This is a genomic window from Allobosea sp. 05T433 (genome assembly GCF_056396065.1).
In genome coordinates this window covers 27,189-49,380 of sequence record NZ_JBFTKS010000035.1, presented here as the reverse complement: position 1 = coordinate 49,380, position 22,192 = coordinate 27,189, and the positions used below count along the sequence as shown (strand labels likewise).

Sequence of the window (22,192 nt, the reverse complement as noted above, 5' to 3'; positions counted from 1 at the left end):
AGAGACATCGATTCCAGCATAATGCTCCACGGCTGTTCCTCTCATGATGCTTGAGGCCGATCGCTCGGACCTCGTTTTCAACACCATCATTCTGAGGGACAGCCACCCAAAATGGCTATTCGAAGCGCCGGCCCATTACGGCATCTAGGGCAGTCGCCTGTGGATCAGACAAATCCGCACGAATGTCGGATTCATCCCGATCGATCCCGACCACCTCGTACCCGTCTTGCCGGCAGCGATCGGCGATCGCGCGCCCTATTCCGGCTGCTGAACCCGTGATGAGAACGCGTTGCTGGCTCGTCATGATTTGACCGGGGGACTATTGGAGTGATGGAAAGGCCCACAACCCGGAGCCGAAACGCGAGCCCTACTCAATAAGAGGCCGCAGGGCTATTACACTTACTATCAACTTAGGCAATCAAGCGCTTCACTGCCGGCCGCTTTGTGGCGGTTCCAGCTATGTTGGAGCCCCGGCGTGCATTTCACGGCCGGGCCGGAGGCGTCGCGAGCGGGCCTCGTCGAACATCTCGTCGCGCTGGGTGACGCGGTCACGAAGGGGCAGCGTGTCGCGCTGCTGCATCCGACTGCAGGAGCACGCGGTGGGTCCGACGTGATCCTCAGTCCGATGCCCGGCTATGCGCTGCGCCAGACGGAGCACGCCTTCGCGACACCCAATCAGTTGATCGGCAAGGTCGGCACGCCGATGCAGAGATAATTCGTGAATTATGGATTGGATGAGGCTCCGCCACGCCTCATGGTCTTAATGACATAATGCGTTCCCGGGGCTTTCAGCCCTCGCCAATCGCGTTGGCTGGCGGCCGAGCGAACGTTCCGTGTCCTCGCCGCTTCGGGCTCGAAGGCGTCAGTGCGACCGGTCCTGAGCGGCGGTAACTCATTGCACGTGTTGGCCTTGCCTTGATCGTTCTGCGGCTGCTGGGGTTGAAACAAGTGCGATGGCGATCGTTGAAAGCGTGAGCTGGGGTTCATTATGTCGATGATGTACACTCAGACTACAGCCGAGCGCGTCGCCGATGCTTCATCGCGAGCGAGCGGGTGCCAACTAAGAGGAGGCCCGTCACAATGAGGGCCGGCGTCGACACGCAAATTGCGAACCGTTCTCGCCTCCCGTTCTGGGCCGGCGTGTTCGTGACAATTGCCTGTCTTGCGATTCTCATCCTTAGCGGCTGGCGAGAATGGTCAGCGCGCGAAGCGGTGCTGGAGAATGCCGAGATAGACATGGCCAATCTCGCCCGCTCGCTTACGCAGCACGCCGAAGATTCGGTGGAGCTCGCCGACGCGACGCTCCTTGGACTTGCCAATCGCCTGGAATCAACTGGCATTGAGTCCGAGGCCCTAGCGGGCCTTCAGAGCTTCCTAAACGATCGTCGAACCACGCTAGGCCGTATCCGCGGCCTCTTTGTTTATGACGAGATCGGCGAGTGGGTCGCGACGACGGAAAGCGTAAACCTCGCCGGGCTGAACAATAGTGACCGCGCCTATTTTCAACATCATCGCGATATCGACGACCGCCAAACTTTCTTAGGCCCCCCTGTGCAAAGCCGATCGGGCGGTCAATGGATCATCACGATATCGCGCCGCTTCAATCACAGGGATGGCAGGTTTGCCGGCGTGGTTGCTGCGACAATCGACGTCGCCTATTTCGCAGAATTTTATAGGAGATTTGATATTGGGCCACGCGGCACCGTCACGTTGCTCAACAAGGACGGAATTCTGCTTGCCCGAAGCGTCGGTGACGGCAGTTTTGTAGGCAGGGATCTGTCGACGACCCGTCTTATTCGCGAACAGATCCCTCGCGCTTCATCGGGAACATACTACTTCCGCTCACCCTTGGACGGATTGCAGCGGTTGAGCTTCTACAAAGTGAGTGATCGCTTCCCGTTCGTCTTGCTCGCGACACAAGCGGAGCACGACGTGCTTGCGCGCTGGCGCCAGGGTGTGATCACACGTGTAGCCTTCGTCGTTGGGCTCGCCCTGTTCATTGCTCTTGTCGGTATCCATCTCGTCCGGCAGCTCGTCGCACGTCAGCGTCTTGCCGCTGCAATCGCGGCAAAGGAGGCTGACTTTCGGCTCCTGGCTGAAGAGTCCAGCGACCTGGTGACCCGTATCGATTTCGACGAACGCATTCTTTATGCGTCTCCAGCCTCAGCGCGCGTTTTGGGTTGGGCCCCCGCGCAACTTGTCGGAACCTCGGCTTTGGCGGGCGTCAATCACGAGGACCGACCACGAGTCGAGCAAACGATTGAAGCGCTGAAGCGAGGTGAGATGGACGAAGCGCGAATGCTCTATCGCATTCGCCATCGCGAGAAGTCCGAGATCTGGGTCGAGACGACAATGCGCCCAACCAGGAATTCGGACACTGGTCTTATCAATGGTTTCGTTGCTCTCTCCCGCGATATGACGCAACACAAAGACCTTGAGGCGAAGCTCGCCGTTCTGGCCGCCTCCGACGGGCTCACAGGCCTTGGCAACCGTCGCTGCTTCGACGAACGTCTAGAGCAGGAATGGGCGAGAGCGCGCAGGGAAGGCACTCCTATTTCCCTGCTGATGATCGATATCGACCACTTCAAGATGTTCAACGACCAGTTCGGACATCAAGCGGGAGATAGCTGCCTGCGGACGATCGCTAGCGTACTGGCTAACCAGGCTCTGAGGTCGGCCGATCTTGCCGCCCGTTATGGCGGAGAAGAGTTCGCTCTTCTTCTCCCGAATACGGATTCCGACGGGTGCGAGCAGGTCGGGACCAGGGTTCTAGAGGCGCTCCACGAAATCCAGATTGAAGACGGTAGTGTCGCCGCATGGCGCACAACGGCAAGTATTGGCGGCGCTACGATCTGGCCCAATGCCGCGACCACGACCAACCATGCTTCATTGGTGGAAGCAGCCGATCGAGCACTATACGCGGCTAAGAATGGCGGTCGCGATCGCCTGATGATGGCAGGAAAAGTGATCCGCTGGCCCGGGGCCAAAACTGCATAACGCATTTTGAAGCACCGGTTGTCGGACGCCAGCGATTAAGCGCGCTCCGCCGAGCCCATGCCTATGGCCAGCCGTGCCGCTCCGTCTTGGCCGATACCGTTCGGTGAGACTACTGCGACCTATACTAAGGAGGGGGCGCGATCCGAGACGTTTGCCGCTATTCCAAGATGTGAACAGCGAGCAGCATTATGTTCTCCGCTTTTAGCGGATCCGAAATGGTGGGATTGCTCCTCGGAGCGGCTCCATCACAGGTTTTCGTCGTCGGCTTTCTTTGGCGATTCTCACTGCGCATTCCATCGCGCAGACCCGCGGAGGCACAACGCAGGGGAGCCTGGCATGCGTCAAGAACGACCAGACCGCAGGCGAAACCGGGCCCCAGCCTACCCAAGTCGCCGCTCCGTAATGTTGAGTTCGGAGGCGGACTATATTCGCGCCTGTGCCCGAGCTTGCGACCTCCATGCTGCTGCTCGTCATCCGATGGCTGAGGTCGAACTCGAGAATTTGGCTCTCGCCATTCTGACATGGGAAGCCAGAGGTGGCGGGCCAAACGGAACCTGAGCAGCGGCCCGCCCGACCACGCCTAGCCGACAAACGCCAGCGCCACTTCGTGAAGCGAGGGGCGGTCACGGATCCTGTCCGAACTCAGCCGCGTTGGCTGCGCGGCCGCATCCTCTATCTCGCCGTACCCCCCACAGCCAATATTCGGCATGGGTAGGCAAGACCACCCGAGGCCACCTAAGCAACTGAATTGAACAGGCTTTTTGATGCCTCCGAAAAATTCGGTGACGGGCGGAAGGCATCGTTCGGCAACTCCCAGCACTGCCATCTGAACAAGCCCAACGGCCAGGCCATCATCACGCCACGCATGGGACCGCCATTCGTCGAGGCGCTCGCGGTCAAGAAATTGCACGGGGTCGGACCGGCCACCGCAGCCAAGATGGAGCGGCTCGACATTTTGACAGGCGCCGACCTCAGGGCGAAGCCACTCGCCTTCCTGCAGGAGCATTTCGGGAAGTCCGGCGCCTGGTATTACAGGATCTCGCGCGGGATCGATGAGCGCCCGGTCCAGCCCGACCGGCAGCGGAAATCGGTCGGCGCCGAGGATACCTTCGCGGTCGATATCTTCGACCTCGAGGCGGCGCACTCCGAGGTCACACCGTTGGTCGCAAAGGTCTGGCGCCATTGCGTAGCGAAGGGGCTGCACGGGCGAACCGTGACCTTGAAGGTGAAGTACGCCGGTTTTCAGCAGATCACGCGCAGCCGCACAGTCGGCCTGCCGCCGGGATCAGCATCGGAGGTGGAGAGCATCGCGTGCGGCCTCCTCGATCCACTATTCCCGACCCAAAAAGGCATCCGGTTGATAGGCGTCACGTTGTCGTCCTTTGAAGGCGAACAGCACGAGGACCCGGACCAGCTCAGTCTCATGATCTAGACGGCATGTCGTCCCTCTGAACCGGATCAGTCACATGGCCTTCAAGACAGTCGAGAGTATTTTGCAGCCTGACCCGCGCTTTGCCGATCTCTGTGTTGTCCAGAACGGTGTAACCCGCCGGATGACCCTCGCGGACCATCATGACGTATTGGCTGCCTTCGGCCTCAAATGGACCGCACCGGCTGATGTGGTGGCGGGTTTCGATCGCGCGCGAAACACCATCATCTACGCCTTTTTCGACTATGACGCGAAGCGCAGGCGTTTGGTGCGTTCGAGCTGGCGCTAAAGCATCAGCTCGATGGCCGCGGCGACGCTTCTCATGGTAAGCTGCGCAATCTCGTCGACAGGGCGAGGAAGGCTGCCATCCTACCAGCGCCCATTTCTGGCTCGGTAGTGATGTCCGACCCAATCGAGGCTCTCATCCGGTGTCTGGGGCAAAGTTCGGCGGAGGGTGGCCCAAGTCCGGAACAGGATGGACCGCTTGGGCTCCTGTTCCGGGTGAAATCGTTAGCCTCCGAGCCCGTTAGATAAACAGCGGATCGGTCGAGAACGGCGCGGGCGCCGGGTCGAACAGGAAATCATCTTGGTCGAGGAAAACCTCCTGCCCGGCATTCACGAAGACCGAGATATTCCCGCGCACCGAGGTGATCGTCGTTTCGAATTCCTCGTTGACGATCGACAGGTCGGAGAATTGCAGGCCGCTGCCGCGCAGGTCGAACAGGTCCGAACCATCCTGGAAGCCGGACACCGTGTCGCCGAAGAAGCTGCCTTCCTCGCTCCAGCGCCCGGTTCCGCTGTAGACGAACAGATCCTGCGCATTGTCCAGCTCGAAACCGAACTCGTCGCGTCCGGCCTCCATCTGGTCGTCGGCCGCACCGCTGATCAGCCAATCCGAGCCGCCTTCCCCGTTCAGGGATGTGCCGACCGCGCCGGCATGCAGCTCGTCGTTGCCGGCCTCGCCCGCAGCGTGTTGTCGAAGTTGTTGAAGGAGGTGTCGCTGCCGAACATGACATCGTCGCCCTCGCCGCCAAACGCCGTGCCGCCGCCGTCGCTCGTCGCCAGCGTCAGTCGGTCATTGCCCGCGTCGCCAAACAGATTGTCGAAGCCGCCCGGACCGCCATCGAGGATATCGTCGCCGGCGCCGCCATGGACCTCGTCATCGCCAGCAAGCGCAGTGACTTGGTCATTGCCGCCGGCCGCGAAGATCCGGTCGTCGCCCGGCGTGCCGGTGATGACATCATCGCCATTCGTGCCCGCGATGACGAAATCGGTGCTGTATGCTCCTACCCTACCGTGGCAGGCTCAGATCACATCATTCCCGTGACAATGCCGAGCGCACGCCTTTCGTCAGAGCGTCGAGCCCTTGCGCGACTTTTCCTGCTGGACAAGTTCCTGAAGGAGTTGGTGAGCAAGGGTCTCATGTGCCACCCGCGGGTTCGTTTCGGCGGATTTGCTGCCGTAGGTTGTTGTGACGATCAGCATCTTTCGGTCAACTTTGAAGGTCCCCGAGTAGGTTCTTCCGTCGATCTTGATGTGGATCGCATGGCCTGACATGGAAACCTGATATGCCTCGTGAATGAGAACTCGCCCACGCCTCCCCAAGAGCATACTTCCACAAGGGACAGGAGACCACACTCAACGAAGTGTGAAGATATCGGGCAGGTAGCCGTTGCGGCCGAGCCATTCGATAAGGCGATCGAGCGGAGCGCTCTCGTCGCTCTTGCCGACCGCTATGCCAGGCACGTTTTCAATGAAGATCAACTCGGGGCCGAACCGCTCGAGTGGGAATCGGCGCGGCTGGCGGGCTACGCTCCACGATGATGGGCACCATGTCTACGCTAGCCCTCCAAATTGCCGCAGAGTGATTGGCCCGGTTCAGCTCGGCTTCGCGCTCAGGAATCGAATTTAACGTGCGACGCCTTTGGCCGTCTGCCGCGAAAATGTCCGACGCCATCGAACTACCTAGTAGTATGGGCCGACGATGAAGCGCCGAGTGAGCGGGACCGTTCAGGGGGTCGCCCGTAGATTAGTGACTTATGCCTGTTGACCGACTTCCCGGAGAATGCGCCGCAGCCACTGATGGCCCGGATCAGCATCGTGCCTTGAGTGCCATGTCTGCACCACCCGGAACTGGGGAATGTCGATCGGCGGCGGGAAGAGCCTGAGGGGTAGGCGGCCGGCAAGCGGCGTAAAGAGGCGGCGTGGTTCCGTCGCCACGAGATCGGAGGCGTCCACCAGCATTGGGGCCATCAGGAAGTGTCCGACGGTTACGGCCACATTTCGCTTGAGCCCTCTTTCCGCCAGCACGGCGTCGACATAGCCGCTCGGATTGCCCCTCATCGAGACCTGAATGTGGCGAAGGGCCAAATATCGGTCGAGATCGAGCGGTTCGCCGAGATTGGGGTGGTCGCCGCGGCCGGCGCAGATGAAGTCTTCTTCGTAGAGCAGTTCCTCCCGCATGTGTGTCGGCGGCTCCGGAAAGTTGCCCGCGATCAGTTCGACCGTTCCATCCTCCAGCATCGGCAGGCCGACGCTCCGGCTCGTATTGCGGGCGACGAGAGACAGGCCCGGCGCCTCTTGGTCGAGGCGTGCGGTCAGGCGAGGCAGAAGCACGAAGGCGGCATAGTCCGAGAGACCGAGGACGAACTGCCGTGTGCTCGCGGTCGGGTCGAAAGCACGCCCGCCACGCAGTACGCCTTGCACCTGCTCGAGGATAGATCGCACGTTCGGCGCGATGTCTTGGGCCAGCGAAGTCGGCACCATGCCACGCGGCGAGCGGACGAAGAGTGGATCGCCGAACAAAGCACGCAGCCGGTTGAGCGCGTGGCTCACGGCCGGCTGGGTCAGCCCGATCCGTTCGGCTGCGCGCGTGGCATGACCTTCTGCAAACACGGCATCGAACACCACCAGCAGATTCAGATCGATATTGGCAAGATGAACCGCATTCATGACGATGATATTATTAATGAATTGGATTTATCGCAATCGTTCAGCGATGAATCTCTGATAGGGGCACGGGGCGGCGGCTCTATCGCGCCGCATGGCCGAAGTCATGCCCCCCGAAACCCTCTTCATGAAGCGGCTTGATGGGAGCCCAGCAGACCATGGCTCAAGACGCAAACGGCGAGCGTTTCGAACGCGGCATGAAGGTTCTCCAGCGGATCGGCGGCGAGGGTTTTGACTTGCCGATCAAACGCCTTGCAGAGGCGTCGCCGGACTTGGCGCGTTTTACGGTCGAATATTCTTATGGCGATATTCTCTCCCGCCCGGGACTGAGTTTGCCGCTACGGCAGATTTGCACCGTCTCTTGTTTGATGGCGCTGGGCAGCGTCAAACCGCAGCTCAAGTTTCATATGACAGGCTTCCTCAACGCCGGCGGGAGACCGCAGGATTTGGTCGAGTTGCTGTTCGTATCCGTGGCGGTTCTCGGCTTCCCCTCCGCCGTCGTTTCGATCGCCCTGGCGCGCGAGATCTTCCAGGAGCGAGGCATCACCTTCGAGGCCCCGCCACCGGCAAGCGACGACGGAACGCAGCGATACCGGCGCGGACTGGAAGCCCTCCTAGCGGTCAACGGCGAAGGCCATCTGCGGCCTCTTGAAGCGATCTCGCCGGACCTTGCACGCTGGACGATTGAATTCGCCTTCGGCGAGTCGCTGGCGCGCGAGGGGTTGGAACCGAAGGCCAAGCACCTCGCCATCATTTCGATGCTGGCGGCGACCGGCAACCGCGACGACGCTCTCGATTTCCATCTCAAAGTCGCCCTCAAGCAGGGCCTGTCGCCTGCAGAGATTGCCGAGGCGCTAATGCAGCTTAGCGTCTATGCCGGATTTCCCGCCGCACTCAACGCCTTCGGTCTCGCCCAACGGGCCTTCTCGGCAGACCGCGGCGCTACAGCGATCACGGCGCCATCCGCGGCGGCACAACTGTCCGAGAGCCGGGAGTTGCGTCGGAAGCGCGGGCTCGCGACACTTGCACAGACCTCCGGAGCATCCGGTGAAACGGTCATCCGCAGCTTCGACGACATTGCACCGGATATCGGTCGGATGATCGTCGAGCACTCGTACGGCGACGTTTTCTCACGACCAGGCATCGATCCTATAATCCGCGAGCTGACGGCCTGCGCGGCCTTGGCGGCGGTCGCGACCACGACTACGGAAGCCCCGCTGCGTGTCCACATCAACGCGGCACTCAATGCCGGCGCGAGCCGAAAGGAGGTGCTCGAAACCCTCCTCAACCTCGTGCCCTACAGCGGCTATCCCGTCGTGCAACAGGCGGTGCGGATTGCCGGCGAGGAATTCGCCAAGCGCCCCGAATGAAGTGCTTGGTTGCCGCCGCATACGGCAACTTGCTCAGGGATCGTGCTGACTATCGGCCAGGCCGCCCGGCCATCGCCCGGATCGCACCTCGCCACAATTGTCGGCGCCATCTCGTCGCACGCCGCTCAGCCGGAAGCAGATCACCTTCCACCGTCGATTAGCCGGCCAGCGCCGGCCGCAAATGCGACGAGAACCTTCCGCAGCTGACTGACTCGGAGCGATGGCGCCCGCCCACGAGCTCGAGCCGGAAATCGTCCGGCTGACGGAGAAATGCCCTCCGTAATAAGGGACGGCGAGGCTTCAGGATTGTCTTGGGAGAGCGGCATGGATTGTCGCTCCGAAGTCGCCGTGGAAACGCGATCGAGCAGCCGTGCGCTGTTCAGGCCGGTATGGGATTCGGACTCGCAAAGTGGCAAGCTGCGCTTTGCCCAGGCATCACTTCGCGCAATGCTGGGCGTTCTGCCTTGCAAATGTCCTGCACCAGCGGGCAGCGGGTGTGAAAACTGCACCCCGTAGGAACGCGTGTCGGGCTGGGGACGTCCCCTTCGAGAATGATGCGCCTGGCCTTGAAATCCGGGTCCGGCTCAGGGGCCGCCGACAGGAGGGCCTGGGTGTAGGGGTGTTGCGGGGCCGAATAGATCTGCTCCTTGTGCCCGATCTCAACGACGCGTCCGAGATACATCACCATGACGCGGTCAGCGATGTGCCGGACCACGGCGAGGTCATGGGCAATGAAGAGATATGTGAAGCACTTCTGCTCCTGCAGGTCCTGCAGCAGGTTGACGATCTGGGCCTGCACCGAGACGTCAAGGGCGGAGACGGGCTCATCGGCCACGACGAAACTCGGATCCACCGAAATGGCCCGGGCAATGCCGATCCGCTGACGCTGGCCGCCCGAGAACTGGCGCGGGTTCCGGTCCATGAAGCTGGGGGATAGCCCGACCTGGTTCAGAAGTTCCGCAACCCGCTCCCGTTTCTCACGTCGGTTGCGGACAAGGCCGAAAGCCTCGAGCGGTTCGGCGACGATGTCGGCAATGCTCCTGCGCGGGCTCAGGGACCCGTAGGGATCCTGAAACACCATCTGTGCCTTTCGGCGCATCTGCCGCATCTCGCCTCGCGAGAGCGTGTTGATGTCCGTTCCCTCGAAGAAGACGCTGCCCTCGGTCGCATCGATCAAGCGCAGCAGCAGCCGTCCCATGGTGGACTTGCCACAGCCGGACTCCCCGACGACCGCGACAGTCTCGCCGCGATTGATCGAAAAGGACACGCCGTCCACGGCGCGGACGCTGCTGCCCTTCGATCTGCGGAAAAGGCCGCCGGCCTCGCCAAAGGTCTTGCTGAGATTCTCGGTCCGGATAAGCGGCTCGATCATTGGACGGCCTCCGCCTTTGCTGTGACCCAGCAGGCCGCTGTATGGCTCTCGCCGAAGCGGAACATCGGCGGCATTTCCCTGGCGCATTCGTCAACCCGCAGCGAACATCGGGAATAGAACGGGCAGCCCTGTTTGACGGTGCCGGGCAATGGCACCGAGCCGGGAATCTGGAACAGGCGTCGGCGCTGGTCCCTGAGGTGGGGGATCGATTCAAGCAGACCGCGCGTATAGGGATGACTTGGCCTTCGGAAAATCGATCGCACGTCGCCGTCTTCCACGACACGACCGGCGTACATGACGATCACCCGTTCGCAGACATCGGCAATGACGCCCAGATCGTGCGAGATCAGGAGGATTGCCGTGTTCGTCGCGGACCGAACCCGCTTCATCAGTTCGAGCACCTGGGCCTGGATCGTGACGTCGAGAGCGGTTGTCGGCTCGTCGGCGATCAACAACTTGGGGCTGCAGGCGAGCGCCATCGCGATCATCACGCGTTGGCGCATCCCACCCGAGAACTGGTGAGGATAGGCGTCGACCCGGCCCGCGGCATCGGGAATCCCCACAAGGTTCAGCACCTCGATCACCCGGCGCCGCCGCGCTTCGCGATCGAGCGCGGAATGGAGCATGATGGCTTCGCCGATCTGATCGCCAATCCTCATCAGGGGGTTGAGCGAACTCATCGGCTCCTGAAAGATCATCGCGATGTCGCGCCCGCGGATATCGGGCATTTTCGCTCGGGGCAGTTCGAGAAGATTGATCCCGTTCAGCTCGACCCGGCCCTGCACGATCCGGCCCGGCGGCTCGGGGATCAGCCGCAGGATCGACAGCGACGTGATCGACTTCCCCGACCCGGACTCGCCKACGATGCCAACGGCGCCGCCGGCCTCGATCTCGAAACTCACGCCATTGACGGCACGGATGGGATTGGTCTTCGGCCCGAATTCGACCGCCAGATTCTCCACTTTCAGAAGAGGTGGCGTCATTGAGCGGTCTCCGGATCGAGCACGTCGCGGACCCCATCTCCGATCAGGTTGAAGGCCAGGACGACCATCGTGATGGCAAAGCCCGCTCCGATGATCGGCCAGGGGGAGCCAAAGATGTTGCCCAGGCCGTCGCGGATGATGTTGCCCCAGCTCGGATTGGGTGGCTGGGTGCCGATCCCGAGGAAGCTGAGGGAGGCCTCGAGCCGAATGGCCGATGCGACCCACAGCGTCATCAGCACCACGATGGGCGCCGAGATATTCGGGAGCACATGCCGGACGATGATCATGGGCGTGGTGACACCCGCGGCGATGGCGGCTTCCACATAGGGTTCCTGCTTGACCGCGAGCGTCGAGGCCCGCGCCACGCGGGCAAAGCCCGGAACGAACGCGATGGTTATCACCGCCACGACGTTCCAGAAGCCGCCGCCGAGCACGGCTGCGATCATGATGGCGAGCAGCAGCTCCGGGAAAGCCAGCAGGAGGTCGATGATCCTCGTCACCAGACGATCGATGATTCCGCCGAAATACCCGGCCGCAACGCCAAGCGCCGTGCCGAAGATCGCCGCCAGCGTCGGAGAGATCAGACCGAAGATCAGCGAATTGCGTGATCCGAAGATCAGGCGCGACAGCACGTCTCGTCCGAACTGGTCCGTGCCGAGCCAGTGTTCGGCCGACGGGTATGCGTTGATCGCGAGATAGCTCTGCGCCAGCGGGTCATAAGGTGCAATCGCGGGCGCAAGAACGGCGATGGCAAGGAAGACCGCGATGATGATCGTCGCCAGGATCGTGGAGGGCTGGCCCAGGATGATGCGGCGCAGCAATCCGAAGCGTGGCTCTTCCGGCGCGAGAACATGGGTTTGTTCCGTGGCAAGCGTCATCACTTCACCCGAATTCTGGGATCGACCACGATGTAGGCGAGGTCGACCAGCAGGTTGATCAGAACAACAAAGAAGGCGAACACCACGACGCCCGCCTGGATGACTGGATAGTCCCGCTTGGCGATTGCGCTGATCAGGACTTCCCCGATGCCTGGCCGGTTGAAGACCAGCTCGATCGCGACCGACCCAGACAGCGTTGCCAGAAGACTGAGCCCCAGCCCGGTCGTGATCGGCAGCAAGGCGTTGCGCAGCCCGTGCCGATAGATGACGCGGTTCTCCCGTGCGCCTTTCGCCCGTGCCGTGCGGATATAGTCCTTGCCAAGGACCTCGAGCAGGGAGGTCCGTGTCAACCGGCCGAGGAAGGCCGTCTTGACCATGGCGAGTGTCACCGCCGGCAGGAACACGTGGTACATGCGGTCGAAAAATCCGGTGCCCCCGCCATTGATCGGGAACCAGCCGAGGGTCAGGGCAAACACGATCAGCAGGAGCGCCCCGAGATAGAAGTCGGGGATCGCGTAGCCGATGAGGGAGAACACGCGAACGCCGGCGTCTGGGAGCTTGTTGCGGTTGACGGCCGCGACCACCCCGAGCGGAATCCCGACGAGCAGCCCCATCCCCGTCGCGACAAGCGTCAGCTCGATCGTGTAGGGCAGATTATCGGCCAGCAGCCGGAGGACCGGCGTTCGATCGATCAGGGACTGCCCGAAATCGAGCGTCAGCATGTCCCAGATGAAGGTGAAATATTGCTGCCAGAGGGGCGCATTCAGCCCCATTTGCTCGCGAAACAGCGCAAGCTGTTCCGCGGTCGCATAGTCGCCGAGGGCGACGAGTGCCGGGTCCCCAGGGAGCAGGCGCAGCGCGATGAACACGAGCGTCAGCACCAGCAGGACCGTCGGCACGGCATCGAGCAGTCTCGCTCCGATGACGCGCAGCATGGTCTGCCCCTTTAGACGCGCGTGGCCTTGTTCAAACGCCAATAGGCGTAGCCAGACTTGACCGGGAATCCGATGTTCACACGCGGATTGCGCGCGATGACATAGGAGAGCGTGATAATCCCAAGGAGCGGCAGATCACGCAGGACCTGCTTCTCGATGTCCTGGATGAGCGCGATGCGCTTGTTGAAATCGGGCTCGTCCTGAGCCTTTTCGATGAGTGCGTCGATGCCGGGAATGGCGACGCCGTAGTGGCTGTAGTTTTCCGCTCCGGTGCCATCGGCCTTGACGTCCGCTTCGGCCGACAGCAGCTGCAGGAAGGGCTGCGTCGGCACCGGCGGGTAGCTGGACGAGTACAGGGCGATCGAATTCCGGTCCTTGCGGTTCTCGGAATGCATGGTCGCATGGTCGATGATCTTGAGATCGAGGTTGATGCCGACGGCGCGCAGCTGCTCCTGGAGCATCAGCATGATCGCCGCATAATCCTCACGCTGGCTGGTGAAGCAGGGAATGGTCACGCCGTTCGGGTGCCCCGCCTCTGCCAGCAGCGCCTTGGCTTTCTTGGGATCGTAGTTGTATTGCAGCTCGGGCGGCAAATCCGCTTTCTTGACCGCTCCGGCGAATTGCGGAGCGATGACCCCGACCATCGGGACCGCAAGACCGGCAAATGCCGTTGCGATCTGGTCGCTGTTGATGGCGTAGCGGATCGCCTGCCGCACGCGGATATCGTTCAGCGGCGGCCGCGTCAGGTTCAGGTGGAGCAGGTTGAAGCTGCCGGGCGCCGTGGCGTCGAAGATCGTGCTGGCCGAGCGCTGGCGCATCGATGGGAGCCAGCCGGGAGAGCGGACGCCTTCGATCATGTCGACCTGGCCTGAGGCGAAGGCGAGGGTTCGCGCCGTCGTGTCGGCAATGAAGCGGACATGGATCGTCTTGGTAACCGCCGGTCCAGCGAAGTGATCTGGGAAGGCAGCCAGTTGGATCCCGTCGCTGGGGCTGACGCTTTCCACCTGGTATGGGCCCGTCCCGACCGGACTCATGGCGAAGTCCTTGCCCTTCTCCTCGAAGGCCTTCCGGCAGAGGATCGAGGCCGCGAGGGTGGTCACGACGCTGCCGTTGAACAGCGGATCGGGCCGTTTGAGGGTAAACTGGACGGTGTGGGGATCGAGCGCCTTGACCGCCTCGACATTGGAGTAGAGCGGCTTCTGGTTGGTCACGATCTTCGGATCAAGATGCCGGGCGAAGGTGAAGACGACATCGTCAGCCGTCATTTCACCGTAGCCCTTGTGGAACTTCACCCCTCGGCGCAGCTTGTATGTCCACGTCTTGGCATCCTCCGAGCTTTCCCAGCTCTCGGCGAGACTGGGGCGGAAGTCCTCGGGCCGGATTGCAAACGTCCCTTCGTCTGATTTCACGAGGGTATCGAACACCTGGTGAATCGCCCAGTTGTCGCCCCCGGTCATCCCGGGCTGCTGCGGATTGATGCTCGTGGGCGAACGCGCCGCCAGGGCGATCGAGATCGCCTCGTCCTTTGCATGAGCGATGGGAGCCCCCAGCGCCGCAGCCGCTGCAATCGTCGAGGCGTGACCGAGAAACGTTCTTCTGGTTAGTTTCATTATTTTTTCCTCCCTTTTTGTCTTGTTCTGACGTCAGGCGCTGATGGGAATGCTCCGCTTTTTCATCTCGGCCTCGTCGAATTCCATTCCGAGCCCCGGGGCCGTCGGCAATTCGAAGCGGCCATCGATGGGCTCGGACGGGTTCTTCTTGAAGAGCGATCCGGCCCGCTCCCAGTTATCCGCCAATTCGACCGGTTTGCTGAGATGCATGATGGTCGACAGCACATGAATATTGGCGAGGTGGCCGACGGAAGGCTGGGTCTGGTGCGGGACGAGCTCGACGCCGTGAGCATAGGCGACGGCGGCGCATTGCATCAGCCCGGTGATGCCTCCCATCTTGACGATGTCAGGCTGCACCATGCGCACGCCGGCATTGATCAGGTCCTTGAGCCCCTGAAGCGTATAGGTCTGCTCGCCGGCGGAAACGGTGATGTCGAGGCGCTGGGCGACCTCGCCCATGGCAGCGACATGGTAGTGCTGCACGGGCTCTTCGAACCACGTGTAGCCAAGGTCTTCGAGCGCCCGGCCGACCCGCATCGCGCCGCCGACCGAATAGCCGTTATTAGCGTCGAACCCGAGCACGAACTGATCGCCCAGCGCCTTGCGGACAGCCTTGGCCTTGGCAATGTCGCCGGGAATATCGACGTCCTGCCTGGTCCGGTCGCCGTCCCAGCGGATCTTCACCGCCGCGGGCCGCTCCTTCTCCACCCGCCGCATGACGACTTCGACAACCTGATCAACCGTGCGCCAGGCATTGCCCCCAACGGAGGCATAGCAGGGTAGAGCCGTGCGCCAGGCCCCGCCGAGTAGCTTGTAGACAGGCTGGCCGAGCAGCTTTCCTTTGAGATCCCAGAGCGCGATGTCGAGCGCTGCGAGCGCGGCCGTTGTGGCCCCTTCCGGCCCAAGTTTGATGCACTTGTGGAACAAAGTGTCCAGCAGGACGGCATGATCGAGAGCATCCTTCCCGATCAGGGCCGGCGCCATGTCGTTGGCGATGATGACTAGCGAAGCCAGGCCGCCTTGCATGGGCGAGGCTTCACCCAGGCCGTATTGACCATCCTCAGTCTCGATCCGGACGAACGCGCTTCGCGCCCCTTTTGCAGACGCACCCCAATCAACCTGGAACGTCTCTACCTTGGCAATCTTCATTATGCCCCCCCTTGGTACGTTAGACCCACCTGATTATCGCAGGGCGCTCATCAGCTCACTGCGACCTATTTAGTCTCACTGAATACGAGGATGGCGTTGCGCGAACCCACTCTGCTTGGTAGCGTCGAACGGAGCCGATAGATCCACCCTAGGCCGTCGATCGGTGCCGCCCATGACGCTTTCCAGTTTGCCCGCGCCCCGCAACCCGTTGGAGAGGTCGCGTGTTCAGACATTAAAATCGGCCCGTTCTCGGTGTCGTTGGCCAGGCGGGTCGCCTCCTACTTGGCTGGAACGTAGAGATCGGCGCAGTGCGACCGAAGAACCGTCGTTTCAAATGGCTGCATCCACCGGAACCCCACTCAGCACGGTCGGTTGATAGTAAAAGCCACCGCTCGCACCTGTCAGAACTGTTCAACTCTCGAGATGATCCGGGTCGTTGCCCGGCAGCCGCGGGATCAACTCGTCGATCGAGCGTTGAATATGCGCACGCATCAGCCGACGCACGGCAGTCGCATCGTTGCGCGCGCAGGCCTCGATGATCGCCTCGTGCTCGGGCACCATTGCGGCAAGGCGGTGGTCGGGGAAGCCGAAGCGGCGTCGCGTCGCTCCAACGAATGCATTGTGCTGATCGAGCAGAACCAGCGCGGATCGGTTCGGGCGGATCGACAGGATGCTGGTGTGGAAAGCGCCATTGGTCGAAGAGATCGCCGCCGAATTGCCCTGGCCGATCGCGGCGGCATAATCCTTATGGATAGCCCAGAGTGCGTTGATGTCGCTAACGGTTGCAACCGCCGCGCTGTAGCCGGCCAGAGGCGGTTCAAGAGCAAGGCGGATCTCGAATAATTCGCGGATGAAGGCCCGTTCGATCGAACGAACCCGCGCGCCCCGGTTCGGTAGAATTTCAATCCAGCCCTCGCCTTCGAGCTGCCCAAGCGCCTCGCGGATCGGCGCGGGGCTCGTCCCGTAGCGCTGCACCAGCGCCGCCATTTTCAAATGTTCAGACGGCGCGAAGGTCCCGGCAACGATGTCGGCGCGGATGGCCTCGCGCAGCCGCTGATACGTCGTCGCCTGCATGAAGGGCACGATTCGGCTGGCGGGGGCCGGTGCGTCCGTCATCTCGGCGCTCTCATCGTCGATTCCACCGCCCGCCTGATCGCCGCCCGTTCGTGAAACGCAATGCGGGTTGATGCAACCCGTGCGACGCAATCAGCCTCATTCGGACGTCTTGACATTCACCGCCTTCTGCGAAGTTATAGATATTATATAATCCGACGAAGCCGAAGATGTCCAGCCAGCCTGGGCCTCGCGACCCGGACCCTGGGTCACAACCGGCCGTGCCAAGGGATTGGAAGCGAGCACCATGGACGTGCGGCTACTGGACAAGACGCAAGACGGAGCCGAACCAGGTCCTCGCGCGAGCGAAATCGTCCGTGTCGAAATTTGGATATTCAGTTATCCGATGGTCGGAGTCGGACCCGGCGGCATCGACGTGACCGGCGCGAAGTCCGCGCGCACTCGCCTCGCAGTGCGAATGGAAACGCGGGACGGCGCGCGGGGCGCCTATGTCGGCGGCCAGGCGAACTCGCTGGCCCAGGCCGCGGCCTGCGCCCGCGCTGTGCTCGGCCTCGACGTCTTCGCCCGCGAACGGGCCTATGAGCGTGTCCGCCGCCAGCTCCGCAAGGAAGACCGCATGGGCGCTGGCGTGATCGACATCGCGATGTGGGATCTGGCGGGCCATCGACTGGGCCTGTCGGTCAGCCAAATGCTCGGCGGCGGCAAGACCCGCCTCCCCGCCTACGCCTCGACCTGGTTCGGCGGCGAGGGTGGCGGCCTCACGACGCCCGAAGCCTTCGCCGACTTCGCCGAGGAATGTTACGAGCTCGGCTACCGCGGATTCAAAATGCATGGCTGGACCGACGGCAGCCCGACGCGCGATGCCGCGGCCGTGCGTCTGCTTGGCCAGCGCATCGGCGACAGGATGGCGCTGATGCATGACGCTGCCTGCCATCTGCGCAGCTTTGCCGACGCGCTCGAAGTCGGCCGGGCCTGCGATGACGCCAATTTCTTCTGGTACGAGGATCCCTATAGCGACGGTGGTCTTGCCGCCCACGCCCACCGGCGGCTGCGCGAGATGCTGAAGACGCCTCTCCTGCTCGGAGAGCATGTGCGGGGGTTGGAATCCATGGCGACGCTGACAATCGCCGACGGCACCGATTTCGTGCGCGCCGACCCCGATTTCGACATCGGTATCACCGGAACGATGAAGATCGCGCATTTTGCCGAGGCGCTCGGCCTCGATGTCGAGTTGCATGCGCCAGGACCCGCCCACCGGCACTGCATGGCGGCGATCCGCAACACCAATTTCTACGAACTGTCGATGGTCGGGCCGTCCCGAGGCAATTTCAATGCGCCGGTCTACACCTGCGGCTATTCCGACGATCTCGACAGCGTCGGTGCTGATGGATGCTTTCCGGTGCCCGGAGGGCCCGGTCTGGGGGTGAGCTACGACTGGGACTACATCACCCGCAATGCCAAATCGCATGTCGTGATCGAGTGAGGGCGCCATGCTGAGCGTAGAAGACACGGCAAGCGCCGCCCGCGACGTCCTCGGTTCGGCGGCCACGCGGATCCGCCGGATCGACGTCATTCTGTTCGCGCAGGACATGGAGAACGTCGCCTTCGATGTCAGCCCGAGCGGCATCGACATGCCAGGCGTGCGAACGACACGCAAACGCATCGCGGTCCGCATCGAAACCCAGGACGGCGCGCGCGGCGAATATGTCGGCGGGCGTACGGACACCGCCCCGCAGACCCATTTCATCGCCAAATGGATCATCGGGCGGGACTGCTATGCCCGTGAGACGATCTACGAAGACATTCGCCGCTGGTTGCGCAAGGAAGACCGGATCGGCGGCTGCCAGATCGACAACGCCCTCTGGGACCTCGCCGGCAAGCGCACCGGCCATTCGGTCAGCGATCTGCTCGGCGGCCATCGCGGCAAGCGCCTGCCGGCTTACGCATCGACCTGGTTTGGTGGCGATGGCGGTGGTCTGGCCACGCCCGAGGCCTTCGCCGAATTCGCCGAGGAATGCCACGGCCTGGGGTATCGCGCCTTCAAGATGCACGGCTGGACCGATGGCGGTTGGCGGCGTGATGCCGCCGCGATCCGGCTTCTCGGTCGGCGCGTCGGCGGGCGCATGAAGCTGATGCACGATTCAGCCTGTCACCTGAAGACCTTCGCCGACGCCCTCGCCTGTGGCCGTGCCTGCGATGAGGCCGGCTTCTTCTGGTACGAGGATCCCTATAGTGACGGCGGGCTTGCTGCCCACGCCCATCGTCGCCTGCGCGAACTGATCAAGACGCCGATCCTGCTTGGCGAGCACGTGCGCGGGCTGGAAGCCATGGCGACACTCACTCTCGCCGACGGCACCKACTTCGTGCGGGCCGATCCCGATCTCGATATCGGCATCACCGGCACGATGAAGATCGCCCATTTCGCCGAGGCGCTGGGCCTCGATGTCGAGCTCCACGGCAATGGTCCGGCACATCGCCACGCCATGGCCGCCATCCGAAACACGAACTTCTATGAATTGGCCATGGTCGGGCCGTCGCGCGGCCAGGCTGTCGGCACGTTCTATACCGACGGATATTCCGACAAGCTCGACGCGGTCGCCTCAGACGGCTGCTTCGTCGTGCCCGACGGTCCAGGCCTCGGCGTCACCTATGACTGGGATTTCATCGAGAAGCACAAGGTCAGCCACAGCGTCTTCGAATGAGCGCGGCCGAAAGAGCGCGCCATTCCCACAGGAGGAAATCATGACACGCATCACACGACGCTCAGTCGTCGCGAGCGCCCTGAGCATGGCCGGCCTCGGCGCAATATCGTCCAGCAGCGTGTCCTTCGCGCAGGGCGCGAGCGACACGCTAACGCTGCGGCTCCAGGCGCGTGACCTCGGTTCGATCGACCCCGCCCTGACCAAGACGGGCGACGACGAGACGATCGTGCTCCAGGTCTTCAACTCGCTGGTCAATACCAAGCGCGGCACCATGGACATCGAGCTGGCGGCGCTTCAGCCGGAGCTCGCGGAACGATGGGAGGTGTCGCCCGACAAGAAGGTCTGGACCTTCTATCTCAAGCCCGGCGTGAAATGGCACCAGGGCTATGGCGAGGTCTCTGCCGATGACGTGAAGTTCTCCTATGAACGCCAACTCGACCCCAAGCTCGGCGGCGTGCACGGCGCCAGCTTCAAGGACATTGACACAATCGAGGTCGTCGATCCGCTGACGGTCCGTTTCGTCCTCAAGGCACCGAACGCGTTCTTTCACGCCTCGGCCCTGACGCCCGGTTTCGGCCGCTACATCGTGCCGCGCAAAGCCGTCGAAAAGCTTGGAGCCGAATTCGGCCGCGCGCCGATCGGCAGCGGGCCGTTCGAATTCGCCGAGTACCGGCCGCAGGAATCGATCGTCCTCAAGTCGAACAAGGATCATTTCCGCGGCGCACCGCCGACCGCGACCCTGCGCTTCCGCTACATCCCGGCCGACAATGCCGCGACAATCGCTTTCATCGGCAAGGAGATCGACCAGACCAGCGGCCCGCGCGAACCGCGTTGGGTTGATCAGATCCAGAAGGCCCGGAGCGATGCCCAGATCAGCATCATGCAGCCCGGGAGCCTGCAATTCCTCCACTTCAACATGAAGATCAAGCCGCTCGACGACGTGCGCGTGCGCCAGGCCATCGCCTATGCAGTCGATCGCAAGGTCTGGAAATCTGTGTTCGGCGTGGTCCACGGCCCGCTGCCCACGATCGTCCCGGAAGAGTTCTACGGCGCCCTGAAGACAGCCGATATCCCCGCCGAGCTTCGCTACGATTACGATCCGATCAAGGCCAAGGCCCTGCTGGCGGAGGCCGGCCACCCCAACGGCTTCAGCATCGAGGCCTTGTCGAGCGAGCGCTCCGACTACAAGCAGAACATGCTGATGGTGCAGGACATGCTGCGCAAGGTCGGCATCGACGTGAAGCTCAAGATCATGGACCATGCGAGCTATCACGCCGCCATCCGAAAGGACGAAGGCACGATCGACATGCTGTCGACGGCGATCGCGCCGACGGCGCCCGCCGTGATCAACGAGTTCCTGCATTCGGCCGCGGCGGTCGGCAAGCCGGCATCGTTGCGCAATTTCTCGCATTACGGCGAGATCGGCGGCAGCGTCGACAAGCTCGTCGACGAGGCCGTCGGGTCGACCGATGTCGACCGGCAGCTGGCGCTGCTCAAGGAGGCCCAACTCCAGATCCTGCGCGACATGCCGGTGCTGCCGCTGCAGACCCAACCCCTGGTCAGCGCGATCCAGGGCCATGTCGACCTCGGCTACAAGCCGCTCAGCGGCTTTGGCCAATACGAATACGCCACGGCGCGGCGCGTAGCCCGCTAGGGCATCGGCCTGAAACCTGGAGAGCGGTTTTTCGGGACAGCCGATGCAAACACAAGAGGTTGGATCACTGGGCGGATACGACATTCGGTCAGATGATCGAGCGCCAGGCGCCGGTGGCTTCATGCCACCGGCCATGCCCTGAAAGGTTTGCGAGACGATGGGGCGGTTCGTTCTCAAGCGACTGGCCGATGCAATTCTGACCGCCTTCCTGGTCTTCTCCTTCGTCTTCTTCGCCATGCGGCTCCTGCCGGGCGATCCCGTCATCGCCATGCTCGGCGACCGCGCCAATGCCCAGACGATCGAGAATGTCCGCAGGACACTCGGGCTCGACCAGCCGCTCCTCGTCCAATATGGCCGCTTCCTCTGGGGGCTCCTGCATCTCGATCTCGGCCGCTCGCTCGTCAACGGGGTCGACGTCACCGCGACGATGCTGCGGCACCTGCCCTATACGATCATGCTGACGCTCGCCTCGACCGTGGTCGGCATCCTGATCGGCGTGCCCGTGGGCGTCGCCTCGGCGATGCGCCCGAGTGGCGGCGTCGATCATTCGAGCCGGCTCGTCTCGCTGTTCGGCTCGGCCCTTCCGGATTTCTATCTCGGCCTCATCCTGCTCATCGTGTTCGGGCTGAAGCTCGGCTGGTTTCCGCTGCTCGGCGGTGGCGACACGCCCTTCGACCTGCGCTACCTCGTCCTTCCCGCGATGACGCTCGGACTGCTGAAGGGCTGCGGCCTGATGCGCCTCACCCGCACGGCCGTCCTCGACGTCTCGGGCCGCGACTATGTCCGCACGGCTCGCGCGCTCGGCACGCCGGAGCGGGTCGTGGTCTGGAAGCACATCGTGCGCAACGCGCTGATCCCGATCACGACGCAGCTCTCACTCATGATCGTCGCCACGCTCGGCGGCACCATTGCGATCGAACTCGTCTTCAACCGGCCGGGCGTCGGGCAACTGCTCGTCGGCGCGGTGACCGCCCGCGACTACAGCCTGATCCAGGGAGGCCTCGTGCTTCTCTCGGTCCTCGTCGTGCTGGTGAACCTTGCAACCGACCTGCTCTACGTGGTCATCGACCCCCGCGTGAAGGGAGCCTGA

The 22,192-nt window shown here is 62.6% G+C and carries 20 protein-coding genes; 9 read left to right on the top strand and 11 right to left on the bottom strand.

Features of this window, described 5'->3' with window-relative positions; translation table 11 throughout:
• Positions 1-115 precede the first annotated feature (115 nt).
• Positions 116-304, bottom strand: a complete 189-nt coding sequence (locus tag AC1DGP_RS30770; protein WP_441508546.1) for an SDR family NAD(P)-dependent oxidoreductase — start codon at positions 302-304, stop codon at positions 116-118.
• 171 nt (positions 305-475) lie between these two features.
• On the opposite strand from AC1DGP_RS30770, the gene AC1DGP_RS30765 reads away from it, so the two are divergent.
• The 4 genes from AC1DGP_RS30765 to AC1DGP_RS30750 all read left to right on the top strand — a co-directional run bounded on the left by AC1DGP_RS30765 (position 476) and on the right by AC1DGP_RS30750 (position 4,715).
• Positions 476-715 carry a hypothetical protein gene (locus AC1DGP_RS30765; protein WP_476826644.1) on the top strand — a complete coding sequence of 80 codons (240 nt, stop codon included), beginning with the start codon at positions 476-478 and terminating at the stop codon, positions 713-715.
• A 365-nt stretch (positions 716-1,080) separates the two neighbouring features.
• Positions 1,081-2,997: a diguanylate cyclase gene (locus AC1DGP_RS30760; RefSeq protein WP_476770669.1), complete on the top strand. Its 1,917-nt coding sequence runs from the start codon at positions 1,081-1,083 to the stop codon at positions 2,995-2,997.
• Positions 2,998-3,862: 865 nt separating this feature from the next.
• Complete coding sequence (locus AC1DGP_RS30755) at positions 3,863-4,429, top strand: DinB/UmuC family translesion DNA polymerase (protein ID WP_476826645.1); 567 nt, start codon at positions 3,863-3,865, stop codon at positions 4,427-4,429.
• A gap of 34 nt (positions 4,430-4,463) precedes the next feature.
• Positions 4,464-4,715 carry a hypothetical protein gene (locus AC1DGP_RS30750; RefSeq protein WP_441508543.1) on the top strand — a complete coding sequence of 84 codons (252 nt, stop codon included), beginning with the start codon at positions 4,464-4,466 and terminating at the stop codon, positions 4,713-4,715.
• Positions 4,716-4,952: 237 nt separating this feature from the next.
• On the opposite strand, the gene AC1DGP_RS30745 is transcribed toward AC1DGP_RS30750, so the two are convergent.
• From AC1DGP_RS30745 to AC1DGP_RS30735, 3 genes are all read right to left on the bottom strand, one after another.
• Positions 4,953-5,288 carry a hypothetical protein gene (locus tag AC1DGP_RS30745; protein ID WP_476832949.1) on the bottom strand — a complete coding sequence of 112 codons (336 nt, stop codon included), beginning with the start codon at positions 5,286-5,288 and terminating at the stop codon, positions 4,953-4,955.
• Positions 5,289-5,338: 50 nt separating this feature from the next.
• Positions 5,339-5,662: a calcium-binding protein gene (locus AC1DGP_RS30740; protein WP_441508547.1), complete on the bottom strand. Its 324-nt coding sequence runs from the start codon at positions 5,660-5,662 to the stop codon at positions 5,339-5,341.
• A gap of 801 nt (positions 5,663-6,463) precedes the next feature.
• Positions 6,464-7,378, bottom strand: coding sequence for a LysR family transcriptional regulator (locus AC1DGP_RS30735; RefSeq protein ID WP_441480566.1), 915 nt, complete (start codon positions 7,376-7,378; stop codon positions 6,464-6,466).
• A 137-nt stretch (positions 7,379-7,515) separates the two neighbouring features.
• Here AC1DGP_RS30735 and AC1DGP_RS30730 point away from each other — a divergent pair, with 137 nt between their 5' ends.
• Complete coding sequence (locus AC1DGP_RS30730) at positions 7,516-8,745, top strand: carboxymuconolactone decarboxylase family protein (protein ID WP_441508542.1); 1,230 nt, start codon at positions 7,516-7,518, stop codon at positions 8,743-8,745.
• 379 nt (positions 8,746-9,124) lie between these two features.
• Here AC1DGP_RS30730 and AC1DGP_RS30725 read toward each other — a convergent pair whose 3' ends face one another.
• From AC1DGP_RS30725 to AC1DGP_RS30695, 7 genes are all read right to left on the bottom strand, one after another.
• Positions 9,125-10,117 carry an ABC transporter ATP-binding protein gene (locus AC1DGP_RS30725; RefSeq protein ID WP_476832948.1) on the bottom strand — a complete coding sequence of 331 codons (993 nt, stop codon included), beginning with the start codon at positions 10,115-10,117 and terminating at the stop codon, positions 9,125-9,127.
• Complete coding sequence (locus tag AC1DGP_RS30720; protein WP_476832947.1) at positions 10,114-11,100, bottom strand: ABC transporter ATP-binding protein; 987 nt, start codon at positions 11,098-11,100, stop codon at positions 10,114-10,116. Before AC1DGP_RS30720 ends, AC1DGP_RS30725 begins: the two co-directional genes overlap by 4 nt.
• Positions 11,097-11,978, bottom strand: coding sequence for an ABC transporter permease (locus tag AC1DGP_RS30715; RefSeq protein ID WP_476832946.1), 882 nt, complete (start codon positions 11,976-11,978; stop codon positions 11,097-11,099). The genes AC1DGP_RS30720 and AC1DGP_RS30715 overlap by 4 nt, the downstream gene beginning before the upstream one ends.
• Complete coding sequence (locus AC1DGP_RS30710; RefSeq protein WP_476832945.1) at positions 11,978-12,913, bottom strand: ABC transporter permease; 936 nt, start codon at positions 12,911-12,913, stop codon at positions 11,978-11,980. The genes AC1DGP_RS30715 and AC1DGP_RS30710 overlap by 1 nt, the downstream gene beginning before the upstream one ends.
• An 11-nt stretch (positions 12,914-12,924) precedes the next feature.
• Positions 12,925-14,523: an ABC transporter substrate-binding protein gene (locus tag AC1DGP_RS30705; RefSeq protein ID WP_476832944.1), complete on the bottom strand. Its 1,599-nt coding sequence runs from the start codon at positions 14,521-14,523 to the stop codon at positions 12,925-12,927.
• A gap of 33 nt (positions 14,524-14,556) precedes the next feature.
• On the bottom strand, positions 14,557-15,672 hold the full coding sequence (locus AC1DGP_RS30700; protein WP_441492643.1) for a mandelate racemase/muconate lactonizing enzyme family protein: 1,116 nt from the start codon (positions 15,670-15,672) through the stop codon (positions 14,557-14,559).
• A gap of 411 nt (positions 15,673-16,083) precedes the next feature.
• Positions 16,084-16,788, bottom strand: coding sequence for a GntR family transcriptional regulator (locus AC1DGP_RS30695; protein ID WP_441492642.1), 705 nt, complete (start codon positions 16,786-16,788; stop codon positions 16,084-16,086).
• Between the two features lie 343 nt (positions 16,789-17,131).
• Here AC1DGP_RS30695 and AC1DGP_RS30690 point away from each other — a divergent pair, with 343 nt between their 5' ends.
• From AC1DGP_RS30690 to AC1DGP_RS30675, 4 genes are all read left to right on the top strand, one after another.
• Positions 17,132-18,229: an enolase C-terminal domain-like protein gene (locus AC1DGP_RS30690; RefSeq protein ID WP_441480557.1), complete on the top strand. Its 1,098-nt coding sequence runs from the start codon at positions 17,132-17,134 to the stop codon at positions 18,227-18,229.
• A 7-nt stretch (positions 18,230-18,236) separates the two neighbouring features.
• A complete protein-coding gene (locus AC1DGP_RS30685; RefSeq protein WP_476832943.1) occupies positions 18,237-19,448 on the top strand; it encodes an enolase C-terminal domain-like protein in 1,212 nt (403 codons plus the stop codon).
• A 40-nt stretch (positions 19,449-19,488) separates the two neighbouring features.
• Positions 19,489-21,102: an ABC transporter substrate-binding protein gene (locus tag AC1DGP_RS30680; RefSeq protein WP_476832942.1), complete on the top strand. Its 1,614-nt coding sequence runs from the start codon at positions 19,489-19,491 to the stop codon at positions 21,100-21,102.
• Positions 21,103-21,259: 157 nt separating this feature from the next.
• A complete protein-coding gene (locus AC1DGP_RS30675; protein ID WP_441492639.1) occupies positions 21,260-22,192 on the top strand; it encodes an ABC transporter permease in 933 nt (310 codons plus the stop codon).